This window comes from Streptomyces sp. LHD-70 (assembly GCF_031157275.1).
Taxonomy (GTDB): domain Bacteria; phylum Actinomycetota; class Actinomycetes; order Streptomycetales; family Streptomycetaceae; genus Streptomyces.
This window is the reverse complement of record NZ_JAVIFW010000024.1, coordinates 100,007-118,183: the sequence shown is the minus strand read 5'-3', so window position 1 is coordinate 118,183 and position 18,177 is coordinate 100,007. Positions and strand designations below refer to the sequence as shown.

The following is an 18,177-nucleotide window of genomic DNA, read 5'->3' as shown; positions in this document are numbered from 1 at the left end:
AAGGCCCTCCGCCGGAGCGAAGGGCCTTGTCTGTCTGTGCGCCGCCAGGGACTCGAACCCCGGACCCGCTGATTAAGAGTCAGCTGCTCTAACCAACTGAGCTAGCGGCGCCTGCTGACTCGTAAATAATACCCGGCGCCGAAGGGTGCTTCGGACCACCCGCTGGGGGCAGTCAGATGGCGAGCGAGAGCAGCACCGGTGCCGCCCCGCGGTTCAGGGTGTCGGCCGCGGCGCGCAGGCGGTGGGCGCTCTCGATCGGCATGGACAGGGCCAGACAGCCGACCGCGGCGCCCGCGGTGATCGGGACGGCCGCGCAGACCGTGCCCACCGCGTACTCCTGGAGGTCGAGGATCGGGACCGTGGGCGGCTGGGAGTCCAGTCTGCTGAAGAGCAGCCGCTCGTTGGTGATCGTCTTCGAGGTGAGGCGGGCCGGCTTGTGGCGGGAGAGGTGGTCCCGGCGGCCGTTGATGTCCAGCTGGGTGAGCAGGCTCTTGCCGACGGCGCTGGCGTGCGCGGCGGAGCGGAAGTCCACCCACTCGTTGACCGCGGGGGCGTCGGGGCCTGCGGCGTACTGCGTGATCTTCACTTCGCCGTCGATGTACCGGCTGATGTAGACGGCGGCGCCGACCGTGTCCCGCAGGCGGTCCAGGGTGGTCTGGAGCTGGTTCTTGATCGCGTCGTCGTGCGCGACCGTGGAGCCGAGCTTCGCGAACGCGTCGCCCGTGGTGTACGCGCCGTCGCTGACCTGGCGGACGTAACCCTCGCGGCGCAGCATCAGGAGCAGTGCGGAGAGCGCCCTGGGCAGCAGGCCCGTCAGGCGTGCGATCTCCACGTCGGTGACGCCGGCGGGGTGCCGGGACACGGTTTCGAGCACACGCAGGGCGTGCTGCACCGAGTGGTACGGCGCGGTCGACTCTGGCTTCAGCGCCACGGTATCCCCCTGCATGGACCGGTTCCGGACAGCTGGGCTCAGTACCACGATAGCCGCCAAGCGCCGTCTGCGGAGGGGCTGTTGGCAACTTTCATGGCGTGATCCAGCCCCTGTGCGGCGCCACAAGCAGGAACGCGCCACAATGGCATATGCCAAGGTCAATGCCTTGATCCAAAAGCGCCGAAGGGCCCCGCCGGACGCGAGTCGGCGAGGCCCTTCGGCAGGGGATGCGCGCGTACTAGAGCACCGCGCTCAGGAATTCCCGGGTGCGCTCGTGGTCCGGGTCGCCGAAGATCTTCTCCGGGGAGCCGGACTCGATGATGCGGCCCGAGTCGAACATCAGGACCTGGTCCGAGATGTCCCGGGCGAAGTTCATCTCGTGCGTGACGCAGAGCATGGTGATGTCCGTGGAGTGCGCGAGGTCCCGCAGCACGTCCAGGACGCCCGCGACCAGCTCCGGGTCGAGCGCCGAGGTGACCTCGTCGAGGAGCAGGACCTGCGGGCGCATGGCGAGGGCGCGGGCGATCGCGACGCGCTGCTGCTGACCGCCGGAGAGCTGCGTCGGGTAGGCGTCGCCGCGGTCGCCCAGGCCGACCAGGTCGAGGAGTTCGCGGGCCCGCTCCTCCGCCTCGTCCTTGGACAGGCCGAGGACGTGCACCGGGGCCTCGGTGATGTTGCGCAGCACCTTCATGTTCGGGAAGAGGTTGAACTGCTGGAACACCATGCCGATGTTCTTGCGGACCTCGCGGATGTGCTTCTCGCCGGCCGTGACGAGCTTGCCGCTCCGCTCCTCGTGCGTGAGGTACTCGCCGCCGACCTTGATGGTGCCCTCGTCGGGCTTCATCAGGGTCATCAGGAGCCGCAGGATCGTCGTCTTGCCGGAGCCGGACGGGCCGATCAGGGTGACGTGCTTGCCGGAGTCGACCTTGAAGTCCAGCTCGTCGAGCACGGTGTTGCTGCCGAACCGCTTGGTGACCTTGTCGAAGCGGATCAGCTCGCTGCCGTCGACCGCCGGGTTGGCGGTCTCCTTGCTCGTGCTCTCGGTCGGGTTGGTGGGGGTGCTGTCAGCGGACAAGGCGACGCTCCAGGGCTCGGAGAAGAAGGGAGGCCGGGTAGGCGATGACGATGAAGGCGATGCCGACGACGACCAGCGGTTCGACCGGCTGGAAGGTGATCGCGCCGAACTGCCGTGCCTCGCCGAGCATTTCGAGCACGCCGATCGTGGCGATCAGCGGCGAGTCCTTCAGCATCGCGACGACGTAGTTGCCGAGTGCCGGGACGACACGGCGGATGGCCTGCGGCAGGATCACCGCGAGCCAGGTGCGCGAGCGCGGCAGGTTGAGCGCGGTGGCGGCCTCCCACTGGCCCACCGGAACACCGTCTATGCCGGCGCGGTACACCTCGGAGGTGTACGTCGAGTAGTGCAGGCCGAGGCCGATGACGCCGGTGGTGAGCGCCGAGAAGGTGATGCCCCACTCGGGCATCACGTAGTACAGGAAGAACAGCTGCACGAGCAGCGGGGTGTTGCGGATGAACTCGGTGATCGCGGTCACCGGCCAGCTCACCACCTTGAGCGGCGAGCGCTGGGCCATCGCCCAGACCAGACCCAGGGCGAACGCGACGATCACACTGAGCGCCAACGCCTGGAGCGTGACGAGGACGCCGTCCCAGAAGAACGGCATGAACTCACTTACTGCGGACCAATCCCACTGCATCAGGCACCACCCGATCCGGCACTGACGCCGCTGGCCGCCACGTCGTTCGTCTGTCGAAGGGAGAGCTTGCGCCGCTTGGGCGAGGCCTGCCCGATCCCCGCCTTCGCCTGCCGTTCGAGGGCCCGCATGCCGCGGGTCAGGACGAAGGCGAGGACGAAGTACATGACCAGGACGACGGTGTAGACCGGAGCGCTCTGGCCGGTGGCGTTACGTACGAGCTGGGCGCCGAAGCTGATGTCGCCGACACCCAGGATCGAGACCAGCGCGGTGCCCTTGAGCAGCTCGATCAGCAGGTTGTTCAGCGGCGGGATCATCTCGGGCCAGGCCTGCGGGAGGATGACCTTCCGCAGCGACTGCGCGGGCGTGAAGCTCAGCGCGATCCCCGCCTCGCGCTGAGCCGGCGACACCGCGGCCACGGCACCGCGGACGATCTCGGAGCCGTACGCCCCGTAGGTGAGGCCCATCGCGAGCACCGCGGCCCACATGGGGACGAGCTGCCAGCCGAAGCCGATCGGCAGCGCGAAGAACACCAGGAACATGAAGACGAGCGCGGACGTGCCACGGAAGATCTCGAAGTACGCGCCGGAGAGGAAGCGCACGATCCACAGCCGGTGGGTGCGGGCCAGACCGATGACGAGGGCCACGACGGCGCCGAGCGCCGCGCTGTAGACCGTCAGCTGGACCGTGACCCACAGTCCCTTGATGAGGAGCTCCCAGAGCCCAGGAGTGATGTCGCTCATGGCTTGCACTTCTCCTCGGCACGGATGGTGGTCATCTGGTCCTTGGTGAAGCCGAACGGCCGCATGATCTCCAGGAGTTCACCGCTGCGCTTCAGTTTGTGCAGCTCACGGTTGAACGCGTCCCGCAGAGTCGTCTCCGGGCTGCGGAAGGCGAAGCCGCCGACATCGGTGACGGGCTTCCCGTCGACGTACGGCTGGACCTCCTTGGTCGCCTCGACCTCGGGGGTGTTCGCCTGCTCGACGACGTTGAACACGGTCACCGCGGTGCCCACGAACACGTCGATACGGCCCTGCTTCACGGCGAGCAGACCGGCGAGCTGGTCGGGGTAGGTGCCGACCTCCTTCACACCGGCCTCCTTCGCGTACTCGATCTCCGCGTACCCGACGCCGGTCGCCATCTTGGCGCCCGTCCTCGCGATGTCCTTGTACGTGCGCAGGCCCTTCGGATTGCCCTTGCGCACGATGAAAGCGTCCTTCATCTGGTACTCGGGATCGGCGAAGATGACCTGCTCGCAGCGCTCGGGGTTGATGTACATCCCGGCCGCGACCACGTCGAACTGCAGCGAGTTGAGCCCGGTGATCAGCGAACCGAACTCGATGGGGAACGGCTCGACTTTGTCGACGCCGAGCTCCTTGAAGATGCGCTTCGCGATCGAGGGCGAGGAGCCGGTCATCTTGCCGTCGCTACCGATGTAGCTGTACGGCTGCTCGCCCGCGAGCCCGAGACGCACAGTCCCCTTCGCTCGCAACTGCTCCAGTAGGTGCCCTCCGTCACCGGTGTCTGCGGTGGCCACACGGCTGCATCCGGTGGCCGCGCCGACGGCGCCCACCGTGCCAAGGGCCGCCGCCCCCGCGAGCAGTGAGCGACGGCGGAGCCCGCTTGTCCTTGTGCTTCCTGAGTTGTTCCCCTGTGGTGGAGCCATGGGCGCGCGGCTACCCGACTGGAGAGAAGATATGCCGATCGTTTTCAGTCCTTGACCCGGACGGACTGCTTTCGTTGCGCTGTCCGGCCGAGTGGCTCTGCTCCGTCCGTGTTGCCCCGACTCCGGCCGTTCTCACGCCAGTTCGGGCCTTTGGAAGGTCAGTGCCCGGGGACGTACCCGCGCTTTTTGTCGAGCACGTTCGAGAGCGGTTTTCCGGCGGCCCACCGCTCGTACAACTCCACGAACTGCTCGCCGAGTTCGTCCCGCCAGCCGACCACGTCACCGCTCATGTGCGGCGAGACCATGACCTCCGGCAGGTCCCACAGCGGGCTGTCGGCGGGCAGCGGCTCCTCCTCGAAGACGTCGAGCGCGGCGCCCGCGATCCACCGCTTGCGGACCGCGTCCACCAGGTCCGCCTCGACGACGAGCTGTCCGCGCCCCACGTTGATGAAGCGCGCCGACGGCTGCATGAAGCCGAAGCGCCGCGCGTCGAACATGCCGCGGGTCTCGTCGGTCAGCGGCGCCACCGACACCACCCAGTCGGCGCGGGCCAGCAGCCGGTCGAGCTCGTCCTGGCCGTGCACACCGGTGCGCGCGGTCCGGCCGACGAGGGCCACCCGCAGGCCGAGGGCCTTCAGTGTCTTGGCGATCGCCTGCCCGATCGGCCCCGAACCGACCACGCACGCGCGCGTGCCGCGGACCCGCTGGGTCTCCCGGTGCTGCCAGACGTGCTCGCGCTGCAGCTCCCAGGTGCGCGGCAACTGCTTGGCGAAGGAGAGCACGAGCCCCGCCACGTACTCGGCGATCGGCTGGTCGAAGACACCCCGCGCATTGGTGACGACGGTGTCCGACTCGACCAGTTCGGGGCAGAGCAGATGGTCGGCGCCCGCGCTCGCGGTGTGCACCCAGCGCGGCCGCGGGCCCTCGCCCGGCCAGGCGTGCCGTACGGCATGGGAGCTGAAGTCCCAGACGAGCAGTACGTCGGCCAGGGGGAGCTGCTCGGCGAGGGTCGACTCGTCGGCGTGCAGGATCCGGGCGCGGCCGGTCAGGCGGCCGAGGCGCGGCGGCGGATCTGCGTCGAGGACGAGGAGAGTCGGCTCGGAAAGGGCCGGTTCGGACATCGCGGCGAAACCGTTCGGCAATGCGTTTCCGCTTCCCTTGAGGAGGTCGGCCGACACGCGGCCCATGCGTCGGAGATGCGCGGATTGACCACGCTGGCACCGGAACCTACCTTCGTCAACAAGGGCAGTTATCCACGCCCCTCGTGACCCATCGGGTCTGCTCGTCATCTGTCCCGACGTCCCGGCGAGCGCCGGACCTCTTAGCTCCACATTCCCGGCCCCCGGCCGGCCCTCCGTCATCTTTTGCCGCCTTCGGCGCCTTCGCAGAAACAGGGCCTGTCATGGACGTCTCCTTCCTGGGTGGTCCCCACCCGCAACGTGGCATCGGCATCGTCGCCCCTTTTGACTTCGCCCTCGACCGGGAGCTCTGGCGCTGGGTTCCCGACGAGGTGTCCCTGCACCTGACCCGGACTCCCTACGTGCCGGTGGAGGTGAGCCTCGACCTCGCGCGCCTGGTGAGCGAGCATCAGACGCTCCACGCGGCGGTGCACGCGCTGAGCGCCGCCGAGCCCGAGGTGCTCGCGTACGCCTGCACGTCCGGCAGCTTCGTCGACGGCATGGCCGGCGAGCGCACCATGAGCGCGGCGATGGAGACGGCCGGCGGGGTCCCGGCGCTCACCACCTCCGGCGCCCTGCTCGAAGCGCTGGCCGAGCTGGACGCGCGGCGCATCGCCCTGGTCACCCCGTACACGGCCTCGGTGACCCAGGCCCTGGAGGACTATCTGGCCGAGGCGGGCATCACCATCGCGGGCCAGACCGGCCTCGGCCTGACCCGGCACATCTGGAAGGTGGCCTACCGCGACATCGTCGAGATGGCCCGGCACGCGGTCCCGCGCGACGTCGACGCCCTCTTCATCAGCTGCACCAACCTGCCCACGTACGACGTGATCCCGCAGCTGGAGGCCGAGCTGCGGATGCCGGTCATCTCGGCCAACCAGGTCACGATGTGGGCCGCGCTGCGCCGACTGGGTACCAGTGCGGTGGGGCCGTACCAGACGCTGATCGACGAGTCGGCGCGGCGCACGGTGCGGGCGGAGGTACCGCTCGCCGACGCGCCGAGGCCGGACGCCCCGGCGACGGCCGGTGTGGCCCCCGAGCAGCAGCTGTCGGAACCGCCGGGCTTCGCGGAGCCCCCGGTGTTCCCGGAGCCGCCGGTGTTCCCGGAATTCCCGGGCGCCGAGTGACGTGCCGGGCGCCGGGTACCCGTGCCCGGCGCCGGCACCACTCGCACACCGAGCAGCACGGAGGACGCAAGCCATGACCGCACTCGGATTCCTCTACCCGGGACACTCCGCCGAGGACGACTACCCGCGCATGGAGCAGCTGCTCGGCAGTGACATCCGCCTCGCCGTGATCCACACCGACATCGGCGAGGACGCCCACCGGGTCGACGCGCTCCTGCGCATGGGCGCCCCCGAGCGGCTCGCGGCGAGCGTCGAGGAGCTGCGGCTGTCCGGCGCGGAGGCGGTGGTGTGGGCCTGCACCTCGGGCAGCTTCGTCTTCGGCTGGGAAGGCGCGCACGAACAGGTCAGGGACCTGGCCAAGTCCGCGGGCCTGCCCGCGTCCAGCACGTCCTTCGCCTTCGCCCACGCGGCCCGCGAGATCGGCGCGGAGCGCGTCGCGGTCGCGGCGACGTACCCGGAGGACGTGGCCGAGCACTTCGTCTCCTTCCTGCGGGCGGCCGGCATCGAGGTCGTCGCGATGCGCGGCAGCGGCATCATCACGGCCGCCGAGGTGGGCACTTGGGGGTACGCGGACGTCCTCGCCCTCGCCCGTGCGGGCGACCACCCCGACGCTCGGGCGGTCCTCCTCCCGGACACGGCCCTGCACACCGCGGCCCACGTCCGTGACCTGGAGAAGGACCTGGGCAAGCCGGTCCTCACGGCCAACCAGGTCACGGTCTGGGAGGCACTGCGCCTGGCGGGCCGCCGGGTGAACGCGCCGGCGCTGGGGGTGCTGTTCACGCGCGAGCCGATCGTGCAGATCCCCAGCTAGCCAGCTTGCAGCGGCTTCGTGGTTCGTCTGCTGCGCCGTCGTGGCTGGTCGCGCAGTTCCCCGCGCCCCTATCAATCAGCCCCTCCGGCGTTTGAGGAGCGGGGGTCCGGGGGCGGAGCCCCCGTGGCTGTCGGCAGGACTTTCGGGAAGGGGCGGGGAGGGGAAGGAATAAGCGGAGGCGCTCTCCTGTTAAGCCCGGGTGCACCAGCCATACGTACAGCAGGAGGCACCTCGGTGAGCAACGGAATCCACGGCAAGGTGGAGGGGGAGGCCCCCGTACCCCTCTCCGTACTCGACCTGGCAACGGTCGGCGCAGGCCACACCGCCACCCACGCCCTCCGCACCGGAGCAGACATCGCCCGGCTCGCCGAAAGCCGCGGCTTCCACCGCTACTGGGTCGCCGAACACCACTCCATGCCCGGCGTCGCGTCCAGCAGCCCCGCCGTGATCCTCGCCCACCTCGCCGCCCACACCAGCCGCATCCGCCTCGGCTCGGGCGGCGTGATGCTGCCCAACCACGCCCCGCTGGTGATCGCCGAACAGTTCGGCACCCTGGAGGCGCTCGCCCCGGGCCGCGTCGACCTGGGCCTCGGCAGGGCGCCCGGCACCGACGGCGCCACCGCCGCGGCCCTGCGCCGCACCGATCGGCTGAACGAGGGCGCCGACGACTTCCCCGAGCAGCTCGCCGAGTTGACCCGATTCCTGGACGACGACTTCCCCGAGGGGCACCCGTACGCGCGTATCCACGCCGTCCCCGGCCCCGTGCAGGCGACCGCGCCGGGCGGAGTGCAGTCCACGGACCGCCCCGCCATCTGGCTGCTCGGCTCGTCCGGCTTCAGCGCCCGGCTCGCCGGCGTGCTCGGGTTGCCCTTCGCCTTCGCGCACCACTTCTCGGCGCAGAACACGGTGCCCGCGCTCGACCTCTACCGCGAGTCCTTCCGGCCCTCCGCCGTGCTGTCCGCCCCGTACGCCCTCATCGGGGTCGCGGCGCTCGCCGCCGACGACGAGCGGGAGGCCCGTCGGCAGGTGCTCACCGGCGCCCTGTCGATGCTCCGGCTGCGCACCGGCCGGCCCGGACTCGTGCCGACGCCCGAGGAGGCGGAGGCGTACGACTACAGCCCGATGGAGCGGGAGTTCGTCGACGGCTGGCTGAAGAACGTCGTGCACGGAACACCGGACGAGGTCCGCACCGGCCTGGACGACCTGCAGAAGCGCACCGGCGCCGACGAGCTGATGATCACCGCCAACGCCCACGGCGGCGACGCCCGCGTCCGCAGCTACGAACTCATCGCGGACGCCTACCGGTTGCCGAAGCCGTAGCAGACCGGGGGTACCCCTACGCTCCCGCGCGCAGTGCCGCGATCCGGTCCGGTGCCACCGCGCGGGAGTAGAGCCAGCCCTGCCCGGTGTCGCAGCCGATCCGCCGAAGCCGCGCCGCCTGCTCGGCGGTCTCCACGCACTCCGCGGTCACGGTGAGCCCCAGTTTGTGGGCGAGCTGCACGAGCGCCTCGACGATGGTCTCGTCGGCGGGGTTGGCGTGCCCGCGCCCGTCGCCCGTCTCGTACTGGAATCCGCGGACGAACGAACCGTCCAGCTTCAGTACGGAGACGGGGAGCCGGCTCAGATAGGCGAGGTTGGAGTAGCCGGTGCCGAAGTCGTCGATGGCGATGTGCACGCCCATGTCGCTGAGCTCCTGAAGGGCCTGCAGCGGGCGTCCGGTCGAGCCCATCACGGCGGACTCGGTGAGCTCCAACTGCAGCAGCTCCGGGGCGAGCCCGGTCTCGTCGAGGATCTGGGCGACATCGGCGACCAGGTCGGAGTCCCAGACCTGGCGCACGGCGACATTGACGCTGACGAAGACGGGCGGCAGGTCGGGGCGCTCCAGCTGCCAGCGCCTGGCCTGCCGGCAGGCGGTGTGCAGGACCCAGCGCCCGAGCTGCACGATCGAGCCGTCCTCCTCGGCCAGTGCGATGAACCGATTCGGCGGCAGCGTGCCGAACTGCGGATGGTGCCAGCGCACCAGCGCCTCGACCCCGCGAAGCGCCCCGTCCGCGAGCCCCACCAACGGCTGGTACTCCAGGGCGAATTCACCCCGCTCGACGGCCGGGCGCAGCGTGGACGACAGGGCCTGGCGGGTCATCCGGTGCGCGTTGCGCTCCGGGTCGAAGAGCGTCCAGCGGGCCTTGCCGTCCTCCTTCGCCCAGTACAACGTCGTGTCGGCGGCCTGCATCAGAGCGGTCGCCCCCGTGCCCGCCGCGCGCCGCTCGACGACCCCGATGGACGCGGAGAGCGAGAGCCGCTGACCCGACAGGTCGAAGGGCCGCTGCAGCGCGTGCAGCACCTGCTCGGCGAGGTCGGCCACCTGGTCCGTGCCGGTCGAGTCCTCCACAAGGAGCGCGAACTCGTCCCCGCCGAGCCGGGCCACGAGCGGCGCCCCGCTCCTGCCGTACGCGACCCGGTCCGCGCAGCGCGTCAGGCGTTCGGCCACGGCCGCGAGCAGCCGGTCGCCGGTGCGGTGCCCGAGGGTGTCGTTGACCGCCTTGAACCCGTCGAGGTCCAGATAGCAGAGCCCGATCCGCCCGGTGCCGCTCTCCTCGTACGCGGCCGCTTCGAGCGCCGCCGTGAGCCGCTCGAAGAACAGGGTGCGGTTGGGCAGCCGCGTCACCGGGTCGTGCATCGTCACGTGCCGCAGCCGCGCCTGGAGTTCGCGGCGCGCGCTGACGTCGGCCACCGCGAGCAGCACCCCGCCGCTGTCCGGCATCGGCGACACGGTCACCTGTGCCCACAGCGAGTGCCCCTCGGGGTGCTTCAGGCGCCGGGTGCAGCGCAGCCTGGCCTGCCGCCCGCGCAGCACTTCGCGGTACGTGTGCCACGTACGGGCGTCGGAGGCGAGGTCCACCAGGTCGGCGGCGACCTGGCCGGTGAGCTCGTGGGCCGGGGTGCCGACCAGGGCGCCGAGCGCGTCGTTGGCCCGGCTGACCAGGCCCTCGCGGTCGACGACGGCGAGGGCGAGGTGGGCGGCGTTGAAGGCGGCGCGGTAGTCGCGCAGCTCGGCGTCGGTGCGGTGTCCGTCGGCCGGTCGAGGTGCGGGGTGGCCGGGAGCCGCCGGGGAGTTACGCTCCGTGACGATCTGAGGTGCTGCCGCGCTCTGAGGGGGAGTGCCGGGCGGCTGCGCGGCTCGGGTGGCCGCCGTCGCCGTGGTCGCCGGCCCTTCGGACGTTCCGCTCACCGCTCGCTCCCGCAGGGCAGTTGGTTCTGGTACAGGTCTGGTCGGTCGGCCGGAAAGTGTGCCGATCATAGAGGCTGGTCGGAGCGCCGATCCAGCTCCGCCACGGTACCGAGTGGTCCGGCGGGCGATGTTCCGGATTCCCTTGCGGAGTAGGCCCGTTGACGTCTGACCACTTCTGTCCGGACCGGCTCGGCTCTGACATCCGCTGATGCGGCTCGACCGTTTCCCGGCGCGCTCACTCACGCATCGTTACGGTCCGTGAGCGCCCTCCGGAGAGCCCGCTCACTCGACCGGTGCACCGAAACAGGGCGAAGTATGACAAACCGTCGCAGGGTGGGTGGCGTGTACCGCCGTCCCACCCGGAGGTCGACGTGCCGCGTCAGCACCCCCTCGGGGGTCACCCTCGTGAAGGGGAGCCCTCGCCCCGCGCGCGCAGCGTCGCGGCCGTCCTCACCTCGCTCGCGGCACTCGCCGCGACCTCCCTGGTGGCGGGCCCCGCGAGCGCTGAACCGTCCGCGGACCCCTGCGCCCTGGAGCGCACCCCGGCACACCACTCGGAGGGCCTGGACACCTGGAACACCGCCTACCCCAAGCCCGAGCGCGAGCTCGACGCCGTCATGGTCTTCCTGTCCTTCCCTGACCACCGGCCCAGCCTCGACCCCGGGGAGCTGGCCGCCGACCACTTTCCGGCCACGAGCCGCTTCTTCGAGCGCGCCTCGTACGGCCGCTTCACCCTGAACGCGCACCCGCAGCGGCAGTGGGCCGAGATGCCGCGCAGCTCCGACGCGTACGCCATAGAGCGCGACTGGGACCCCGGCCACCGCAGGGCCTACCTCCGCGACGCCCTCGCCGCCGCCGACCCGAAGGTCGACTTCGGCAAGTACGACATCGTCTACTTCGTCGCCGACCCGGACGCGCCCGGCGTCGACTCGGACGCCACGAAGGTCGTCAACTTCGACCGGCCGCTGCGCGCCGACGACACCGACATCCGCCGCGTCGTCACCGTCTTCGAGCAGCACCCGCCGGACCGGCACGTCCTCGCCCACGAGACCGGCCACGTCTTCGACCTGCCGGATCTCTATCACCGGCCCACGGACGGCAAGGGCGACTGGGACACGTACGTCGGCGACTGGGACGTGATGGGCAGCCAGTTCGGCCTCGCGCCCGATCTCTTCGGCTGGCACAAGTGGAAGCTCGGCTGGCTCGACCCGAAGCAGGTGCGCTGCGTGCAGGGCGACGACGACCGCCTGGTCACCCTGGAGCCGCTCGCGGCAGCCGTTCCCGAAGGCCGCACCGGCGGCATCCGCCTCGCGGTCGTCCGTACGGGCCGTGACTCGGCGATCGCCATCGAGGCCCGCAGCTCCACCGGCAACGACCGGACGACGTGCACCGAGGGCGTACTGCTCTACCGCGTCCGCAACGAGCCGGCGTCCGGCGCGGGCCCGGTCGAGGTGATCGACGCCCACCCGGACACGCAGGCCTGCTGGGAGGACTCGGTCTACCCGCCGCTCGCGGACGCCCCGGTGAAGCTGGGGGAGCGCTTTACGGTGCCGGGGGAGTCGCTGGGCGTGGAGGTCCTGAATCGGTCACGGTCGGGGGCTTGGACGGTGAAGATCACGAATTAGGGAGGTGCGCCGCCGGGCTGTGTTTCCGGGCAACACGAAAGGCCCTCACTTTCGCGAGGGCCTTCGTCGTCTGTGCGCCGCCAGGGACTCGAACCCCGGACCCGCTGATTAAGAGTCAGCTGCTCTAACCAACTGAGCTAGCGGCGCCTGCTGACGTCGTAGACCTTAGCATCCTGGTCGGCGGGAGGAAAAATCGATATGCGGACCGCCGCACCGGCCATCGTGCGGGCCACGCGGACGCTCGCCCAGAGCAGTGCCTCGGGTCCCGGGAGCCACGGATTGCGGGTGTCGGGGGCGACCAGCCAGCGGGACCCGAGGCGTTCCGTGGGGGCGGTCTCGTCGGGCGGGGCGAGCGGCGGGACGGTCACGGCATCGCCGGTGCCGTGGCAGAGCGGGGCGGGCACGGCGGGGCTCCACTCCTCCCAGGCGAGCAGCGACGGCAGGCGCTGCGCGGTGCCGGGGGCGGCGAAGATCAGCATCCGGCCGCGGTGCGCGGCGACCGGGCCGGAGCCGGGGCCCTCGTCCCAGAGGCGGTCGAGCATCCGGCGGCCGAAGACGGCTGGCACGCTCACCACGTCGAAGGTGGAGCCGCAGGGCAGGACGACCGGGGCGTGCGGGCGGGACTCCCAGAGCGCGAGGGTGCTGCGCGGGTACGCCGACGCCGAGGCGAGCCAGCTCGCGCCGTCGGCGGTGACCAGCGTGGCGTGGTCGAGTAACGGCGTGCGGGCGGGGTTGCTCGCGGCCGTGGCGGTCGTCGCGGGGGTGGGTTCGCTGAGGTGGGGCTGCCGTGCGCTCATGACCCCATATCTACCGGGAGCGACTGTTCCGTTGCGGTGGGTTGCGGGAAACGGGGACAGGTCGGGGCGGTATGGAGTATCTTGCCCGACGGCATATGCCAGTTGGGCTTGTGGGGTGGGTGTCGGCGGACGACTCGGCCCACAGCCCGGGCCGGGCGTAAGCGGCCAGCCGGTCAGCGGTCAGCGCCGGAGCGCATCAGCTCCCGGCCGAACTCGACCATCTTCTTCGCGTAGTCCTCGGTCCAGTCCGCGCGTTCGGCGATCGCCGCCATGGTCAGCCGGTCGAAGCGGCGGGGGTCGGCGAGCTGGGCCGCCGCGATCGCCTGGAACTCCACCGAGCGGTCGGTGGCCGTGCGGAAGGCGAGCGTCAGCTCCGTCGCCCGCGCGAGCAGTTCGCGGGGGTCCTCGATCGACTCCAGGTCGAAGAAGTGCTCCGGGTCGGCGGCGGCCTCCGTCGGCTCGAACAGCAGCGGTGCCGGTCGCAGCCGCGGCTGTACCCGCTCGGGCTCCGCCATGCCTGCCTCCTGTGCGTACGTACGTGTGCTTCGGGTCCGGTCGGTTTCGCCGGGCCGTCTTCCATTGTCCAGCCGTCCGCAAGACCGCCTCGTTCGAGCGGCTCGCGCAGGCGCTCTCCGAGGTGGCCTACGTGCGGTACGGCACCCGGTGTTCGGCCAGGTGGGAGAGGACCGCGTGGTTCGCTTCCCAGCCGTCAGGGAACTTCACTGTGACGCCCAGCTGTACCGGTTCGGTGGACGGATGCTCGTCCAGGAGCTCGGCGACGCCCGCGCGGCACACCACGATGCAGGCCTGCCGGTGCCGGGAGGCGAGGACGCAGAGTCGGCCCGTCTCCAGGTGGAACGCGGTGGCGTCGGGGCGGCCGGAGAGCGGGTGCAGGACGACCGTCACGTCGTACTCCCGGCCCTGGAGGCGGTTGGCGGTGTCCACCGTGACGCCCGTGACCGCCAGTTCGGCCAGGGCGGCGCGGACCGCCGCGGCCTGGTCGCGGTGCGCGGTGCCGACGGCGATGCGGTCGGCGGTGAGCGGCGCCGGGTCGGGTGAGCGCTCGCTGACCGTGGCGCCGCCCCGGTCCAGGAGGCGGCGGACGACCGCGGCGACCGCCCGCACGGCCTCCGGGTCCGTACGCGGAGTGCGCCGCGCGGGCAGTTCGAGCAGGCCCCAGCCGGAGGCCGCCGCCTCGTCGAGCAGGCGGTCGGGCCCGCTGCCGTCCGACGGGACCCCGAACGACAGGCTCCGGTCCCCGTGGTCCGTTCCGGAGCGGAACCGGGTGTACGGATAGAACGCGTCGCTGACCAGCGGCGCGGCCGAGGCGGGCAGCCGCCAGGACACCGGAAGGCGGTGCTGCGGCAGCGTCGGGTTGTGCGCGAGCAGCGTGGACACCGCGCTCGCCGACGGGTCGTACGAGAGACCGGCCCACTGCTCGCTGCCGACGATCGCGAACGGGTCGAGCTGGCCCGGGTCGCCCACGAACAGCGCCCGCTCGAAGAGCCCGGCCACGGCGAGCAGCGCGTCCGACCGCATCTGGTACGCCTCGTCCACGATGGCGTGCCGCCAGGGCTCCACGTTCTTGACGTGCGCCCACTTCGCGGCCGTGGAGATGACGACGTCGAGGCCCGCGAGGTCGGCGGCCTTCGTGGACTTGCGGACGTTCTCCAGCTCGTCGAGCGCCTTGTCGTACGGGTCGGCGTCGCTGCTGTGCAGGCGGCCCACCGGGAGGCCCGGCTCCTTCTCGGCGAGGCGCAGGACCAGGTCGTCCACCTGGGCGTTGGTCTGCGCGATCACCATCAACGGGCGTCCCGCCGCGGCCAGTTCGAGCGCGGCGTTGACCACGAGCGTGGACTTGCCCGCACCCGGGGGCGAGTCCACGACGACGCCGCGGGCCTCGCCGTGCAGCGTGTCGTGGAGGATCGCCGTGGTGGCGCGGGCGGCCTCGGCGGACGGGTCGAAGGGGGTGTCCGATCCGCGCGCATCCGTGGGGGCATGGCTCACAGCACGTCCTCCGGGGTCACCGGATCGGGGGCCCCCGCACCCTCGCCCGGCGGGCCGCCATGGGTCCAGGGGGTGTCCTCGGGGTCGGGGAGCGACGGGCCGCCGCGCGGCGCGTGCTCGAAGAGCGTCCAGACGATCCGGTCGCCCTTGACCGGAACGGAGCCTTCGTCGGGCTCCTTGCCGCGGCCCATCTTGTCCAGGACGCGCAGGACCACCGCGCCCTCCTCGTCGTACCCCACGAACTGGGCGCTCTGCGGCTTGCCCGCCAGCGTGCGGTAGACCTTGGCGCGCTCGGCGAGGTGCGGGCTGTCGTCCGTGCGCAGCGTGACCAGAGGGCGGGGGCTCGGGCGCTTGCTGTCGGTGTACGCCATCACGACCTCGGTGACCTCGCCGCCGAAGGCCTCGCCGGACAGCCTCCGGCCCGCCATCACCAGCGGGTCGTCGAGCGCCTCCTGGGCTTCGAGGCGGGCCTGGGCGGTCTCGCGCGTGGCCAGCTTGTTGGCCGCCGTGACCGCGTCGTCCAGGCGGGGCTGCGGGGGTTCGCCGGCGAGGACGCGGTCGCGGTGGCCGGTGTACGACCAGCGGTCCCTGGTCCAGCGCTCGGCGGCGCGTTCGCCCTCCGGCAGGGCGGCGAGCACGTCGAGGCCGCGCCAGACGGCGTCCCAGGTGGGGCGCGTACGGCTCTCGACCAGGGCGGCGATCTCCCGCTCCGCGGCGGTGAGTTCGGCCAGGCGGCGGTCGGCGGCCGGGCCGTCTTCTGCGGCGGACAGGGCGGAGCGCGCCCGGTCGAACCGCTCGATCGCCGGGGCGAGGAGTCTGTTGTCGAACGCCGGGTCGGTGGCCGGGCCCGCCGGTGGGCAGAGCAGCTGGCCGGCGGCGTCCCGCGCGGTCTCGGCGCGCAGCGCGGCCGCGGCGCCCGAGCCGCCACCGTCCGAGCCGCCGCCGTCGGAGCCGACTCCGGGTGGGTCGATCCAGGCGAGGAGGGCGCCCAGGTGCTGGTCCTCCAGGCTGGACTGGCCCGTCGCCCAGTGGCGGGAGAGCAGCTCCGTCATCGCGGCGATCAGCGTCGAGCCCGGCACGCGCGCCCGCTCCGCGAAGTGCGTCAGCCAGCGCCCGAGCAGCGGCACGCGCGGGGGCGCCGGATATGGGGTGTCCGGGTCCTGCTCGGCCGTGCGCCGGAACCGCATGGAGCGCCCGAGGAGCCGTACGTACTCGATGCCCGCGCGGCTCGGCAGGATCAACTGCGGTGCGTCCGCGCACAGTTCGGTCTCGACCTTGACGCGCTTGCCGGTCTCCGGGTCGGTCTCGGTGCGCTCGGCGGGCTCGGTGGCGTCGGCGAACGAGTCGACGTACGGCAGGAGTTCCTCGGCGAGGTCGGCCAGGAACGCGAAGCGCAGGTCGCGGTCGCGGGGCTGCGGCACGAAGAGCAGCCGGGGCCGGTCGCGGTCCGCGCCCACCAGGGCACCGAGGGGCGCGCCCGCCTCGCCCGCGGTGGTGAGCGGCACGAACACCAGGGGGCGGGCGGCGAGATGGCGGTGCCGGACGGTGGCGAGCGGTTGGGCGTGGCCCGACTCGACGGCCTCCATCCGGGCCAGGGTGTGGATCAGCGACATGCGGCTCGCCCTTCCGTACGCGCGCGGGGTGCGGTCGGCTCCTTACGGGCCCGGGGTGCGGTCGGCTCCTCGCAAGCCTCCTTGCGGACCCGGGGTGCGGTCAGCACGGGACCCCCTTCAGCGCCTGGCTGCGCAGCGCCGCCGCCCGGCGGAGGGCCGCCACCGCCGGGTCGTCCGGATCGCCCGCCTCGCCGCGCGCGGCCGCGAGGACCGCGTCGACCGTGGTGAGCGCGCCCAGGTCGCCGCGGACCGAACGGCCGAGCACGGTCACCTCACCCTCGCCGCGGGAGCGGTCGCGGCAGTGGAAGGCCAGCTCGCAGGCGGCGAGGCACTCCGGTGCGTACGCCGCGGGCACCGACTCGACGGCGCGGCCGAGCTCGTCCGGGGAGCGCTCGACGTCGAACGTGACGCCCTCGGGCAGGGCCGCCGCGATGTCCTCGATCCGGGTCAGACGGCCCAACTGGCGTCGGGTCACGGAGAGTTGCTTGCGGACGTCCACCGCGGCGGCCGTCGGCTGGTTGGAGAAGTCCTTGGGGCAGACGAGCAGGACCTGGTGGCCGACCGGGGGAGCGGGGTCGAGGTGGGCGGCGACCTGCTGGAGCGCCAGCGCGTACACCGCGGCCTGGCGGGCGGCGGAGCCGACCTTCGCGGGGTCCGCCGCGCCGTCGATCATCGGGAAGGACTTGATCTCCACGACCGTCCAGCGGCCGTCGGGGTGCACGACCACCGCGTCCGGCTCCAGGAACGCGGGCGAACCGGCGACGTCGAGCGCCAGCATCGGGTGGTCGAGCAGTGTCCACGCGCGCGTGGCGGCGGCCTCGCGCAGGGCGAGGGCCGTACGCGCGGAGCGGCCCTCGGGTCCGGCCGCCGCGAGGTCCGGGGTGTGCACCTCGGCGGTCTCGGCACCGTCCGCGGGCGCGGGCGCCGGGCCGCCGCCCAGGTGGGCGTGGACCAGGCGGAGCAGCTCCGCGCCGCCGTCCGCCTTCACCTTCGCCTCGAAGGCGTTGCCCCGCACGAAGGCGAACTGGGACTGGCCGAAGCCGGAGGGCGAGCCGAGCGCCTCGGCGAGCGCCGACTTGTCCACCCCCGCGCCGTCGAGCAGGGCGCGGCGGCGGCAGCCCGGGTTGGCGGCGAGGGCGGCCAGCGCGCGGGCGTCCAGCGCCTTGGCGCGGACCGCGGGGCCGCGCAGCTCAGCGAGTCGCTGCCGCAGCGGTGTCGCCGGCGGGGCCGCCTGCGCCGTCGGGTCCGTCGGCGGTACCGCTGCCGTCGGCACCGCGCTGTTGGGGTTTTCGCTCACCTGCCGAAGTCTCGCACCCGGGACTGACAACCGGGGAACGCATCCCGGACGAGCCCGTACGGAAACGGGACTTGGCCCTCGGGACCCAAGTCGACGAGCAGGGTCGGGAGCGGTACGCGAAGCTGCGTGAACCTGCCGGGCCCGGGTCCGTTCGAGGGGAAACGGCAGGTGCGCGATGATGGAG

Annotated in this window: 16 protein-coding genes and 2 tRNA genes; 4 read left to right on the top strand and 14 right to left on the bottom strand. The window is 72.0% G+C overall.

Annotated elements, in window-relative coordinates; genetic code table 11:
- Positions 1–37: 37 nt before the first annotated feature.
- From RCO28_RS33730 to RCO28_RS33700, 7 genes are all read right to left on the bottom strand, one after another.
- A tRNA-Lys gene (locus RCO28_RS33730) sits at positions 38–111 on the bottom strand.
- Between the two features lie 61 nt (positions 112–172).
- The gene (locus RCO28_RS33725; protein ID WP_308945147.1) at positions 173–931 is read right to left on the bottom strand and encodes an IclR family transcriptional regulator C-terminal domain-containing protein; all 759 of its coding nucleotides are present in this window, start codon (positions 929–931) and stop codon (positions 173–175) included.
- Positions 932–1,169: 238 nt separating this feature from the next.
- Positions 1,170–2,006, bottom strand: coding sequence for an ectoine/hydroxyectoine ABC transporter ATP-binding protein EhuA (gene ehuA / locus RCO28_RS33720; protein WP_308945146.1), 837 nt, complete (start codon positions 2,004–2,006; stop codon positions 1,170–1,172).
- Positions 1,996–2,646, bottom strand: a complete 651-nt coding sequence (gene ehuD / locus RCO28_RS33715) for an ectoine/hydroxyectoine ABC transporter permease subunit EhuD (RefSeq protein WP_308945145.1) — start codon at positions 2,644–2,646, stop codon at positions 1,996–1,998. The genes ehuA and ehuD overlap by 11 nt, the downstream gene beginning before the upstream one ends.
- Positions 2,646–3,386: an ectoine/hydroxyectoine ABC transporter permease subunit EhuC gene (gene ehuC, locus RCO28_RS33710; protein WP_308945144.1), complete on the bottom strand. Its 741-nt coding sequence runs from the start codon at positions 3,384–3,386 to the stop codon at positions 2,646–2,648. Before ehuC ends, ehuD begins: the two co-directional genes overlap by 1 nt.
- Complete coding sequence (ehuB, locus tag RCO28_RS33705) at positions 3,383–4,309, bottom strand: ectoine/hydroxyectoine ABC transporter substrate-binding protein EhuB (protein ID WP_308945143.1); 927 nt, start codon at positions 4,307–4,309, stop codon at positions 3,383–3,385. Before ehuB ends, ehuC begins: the two co-directional genes overlap by 4 nt.
- A 158-nt stretch (positions 4,310–4,467) precedes the next feature.
- Positions 4,468–5,430: a D-2-hydroxyacid dehydrogenase gene (locus RCO28_RS33700; protein WP_308945142.1), complete on the bottom strand. Its 963-nt coding sequence runs from the start codon at positions 5,428–5,430 to the stop codon at positions 4,468–4,470.
- 281 nt (positions 5,431–5,711) lie between these two features.
- Between RCO28_RS33700 and RCO28_RS33695 the strand changes: the two genes are divergently transcribed.
- From RCO28_RS33695 to RCO28_RS33685, 3 genes are all read left to right on the top strand, one after another.
- Complete coding sequence (locus tag RCO28_RS33695; RefSeq protein WP_308945141.1) at positions 5,712–6,614, top strand: aspartate/glutamate racemase family protein; 903 nt, start codon at positions 5,712–5,714, stop codon at positions 6,612–6,614.
- A gap of 73 nt (positions 6,615–6,687) precedes the next feature.
- Positions 6,688–7,425, top strand: a complete 738-nt coding sequence (locus tag RCO28_RS33690) for a decarboxylase (RefSeq protein WP_308945140.1) — start codon at positions 6,688–6,690, stop codon at positions 7,423–7,425.
- Positions 7,426–7,659: 234 nt separating this feature from the next.
- Positions 7,660–8,745 (top strand): LLM class flavin-dependent oxidoreductase, encoded by a 1,086-nt coding sequence (locus tag RCO28_RS33685; protein WP_308945139.1) that lies wholly within the window; start codon positions 7,660–7,662, stop codon positions 8,743–8,745.
- Between the two features lie 16 nt (positions 8,746–8,761).
- Here RCO28_RS33685 and RCO28_RS33680 read toward each other — a convergent pair whose 3' ends face one another.
- On the bottom strand, positions 8,762–10,723 hold the full coding sequence (locus RCO28_RS33680) for an EAL domain-containing protein (RefSeq protein ID WP_374991296.1): 1,962 nt from the start codon (positions 10,721–10,723) through the stop codon (positions 8,762–8,764).
- 302 nt (positions 10,724–11,025) lie between these two features.
- Here RCO28_RS33680 and RCO28_RS33675 point away from each other — a divergent pair, with 302 nt between their 5' ends.
- A complete protein-coding gene (locus RCO28_RS33675; protein WP_308945137.1) occupies positions 11,026–12,279 on the top strand; it encodes a M6 family metalloprotease domain-containing protein in 1,254 nt (417 codons plus the stop codon).
- 73 nt (positions 12,280–12,352) lie between these two features.
- Here RCO28_RS33675 and RCO28_RS33670 read toward each other — a convergent pair.
- The 6 genes from RCO28_RS33670 to RCO28_RS33645 all read right to left on the bottom strand — a co-directional run bounded on the left by RCO28_RS33670 (position 12,353) and on the right by RCO28_RS33645 (position 17,993).
- Positions 12,353–12,426, bottom strand: a tRNA-Lys gene (locus RCO28_RS33670).
- Positions 12,417–13,076, bottom strand: a complete 660-nt coding sequence (locus RCO28_RS33665; protein ID WP_308945136.1) for a bifunctional DNA primase/polymerase — start codon at positions 13,074–13,076, stop codon at positions 12,417–12,419. The genes RCO28_RS33670 and RCO28_RS33665 overlap by 10 nt, the downstream gene beginning before the upstream one ends.
- A gap of 173 nt (positions 13,077–13,249) precedes the next feature.
- Positions 13,250–13,591 (bottom strand): hypothetical protein, encoded by a 342-nt coding sequence (locus tag RCO28_RS33660; RefSeq protein WP_308945135.1) that lies wholly within the window; start codon positions 13,589–13,591, stop codon positions 13,250–13,252.
- Between the two features lie 127 nt (positions 13,592–13,718).
- Positions 13,719–15,083, bottom strand: a complete 1,365-nt coding sequence (locus RCO28_RS33655; protein WP_308945134.1) for an AAA domain-containing protein — start codon at positions 15,081–15,083, stop codon at positions 13,719–13,721.
- On the bottom strand, positions 15,080–16,696 hold the full coding sequence (locus RCO28_RS33650) for a hypothetical protein (protein ID WP_308945133.1): 1,617 nt from the start codon (positions 16,694–16,696) through the stop codon (positions 15,080–15,082). The genes RCO28_RS33655 and RCO28_RS33650 overlap by 4 nt, the downstream gene beginning before the upstream one ends.
- A 100-nt stretch (positions 16,697–16,796) precedes the next feature.
- Positions 16,797–17,993 carry a hypothetical protein gene (locus tag RCO28_RS33645; RefSeq protein WP_374991295.1) on the bottom strand — a complete coding sequence of 399 codons (1,197 nt, stop codon included), beginning with the start codon at positions 17,991–17,993 and terminating at the stop codon, positions 16,797–16,799.
- Between the last annotated feature and the right edge of the window lie 184 nt (positions 17,994–18,177).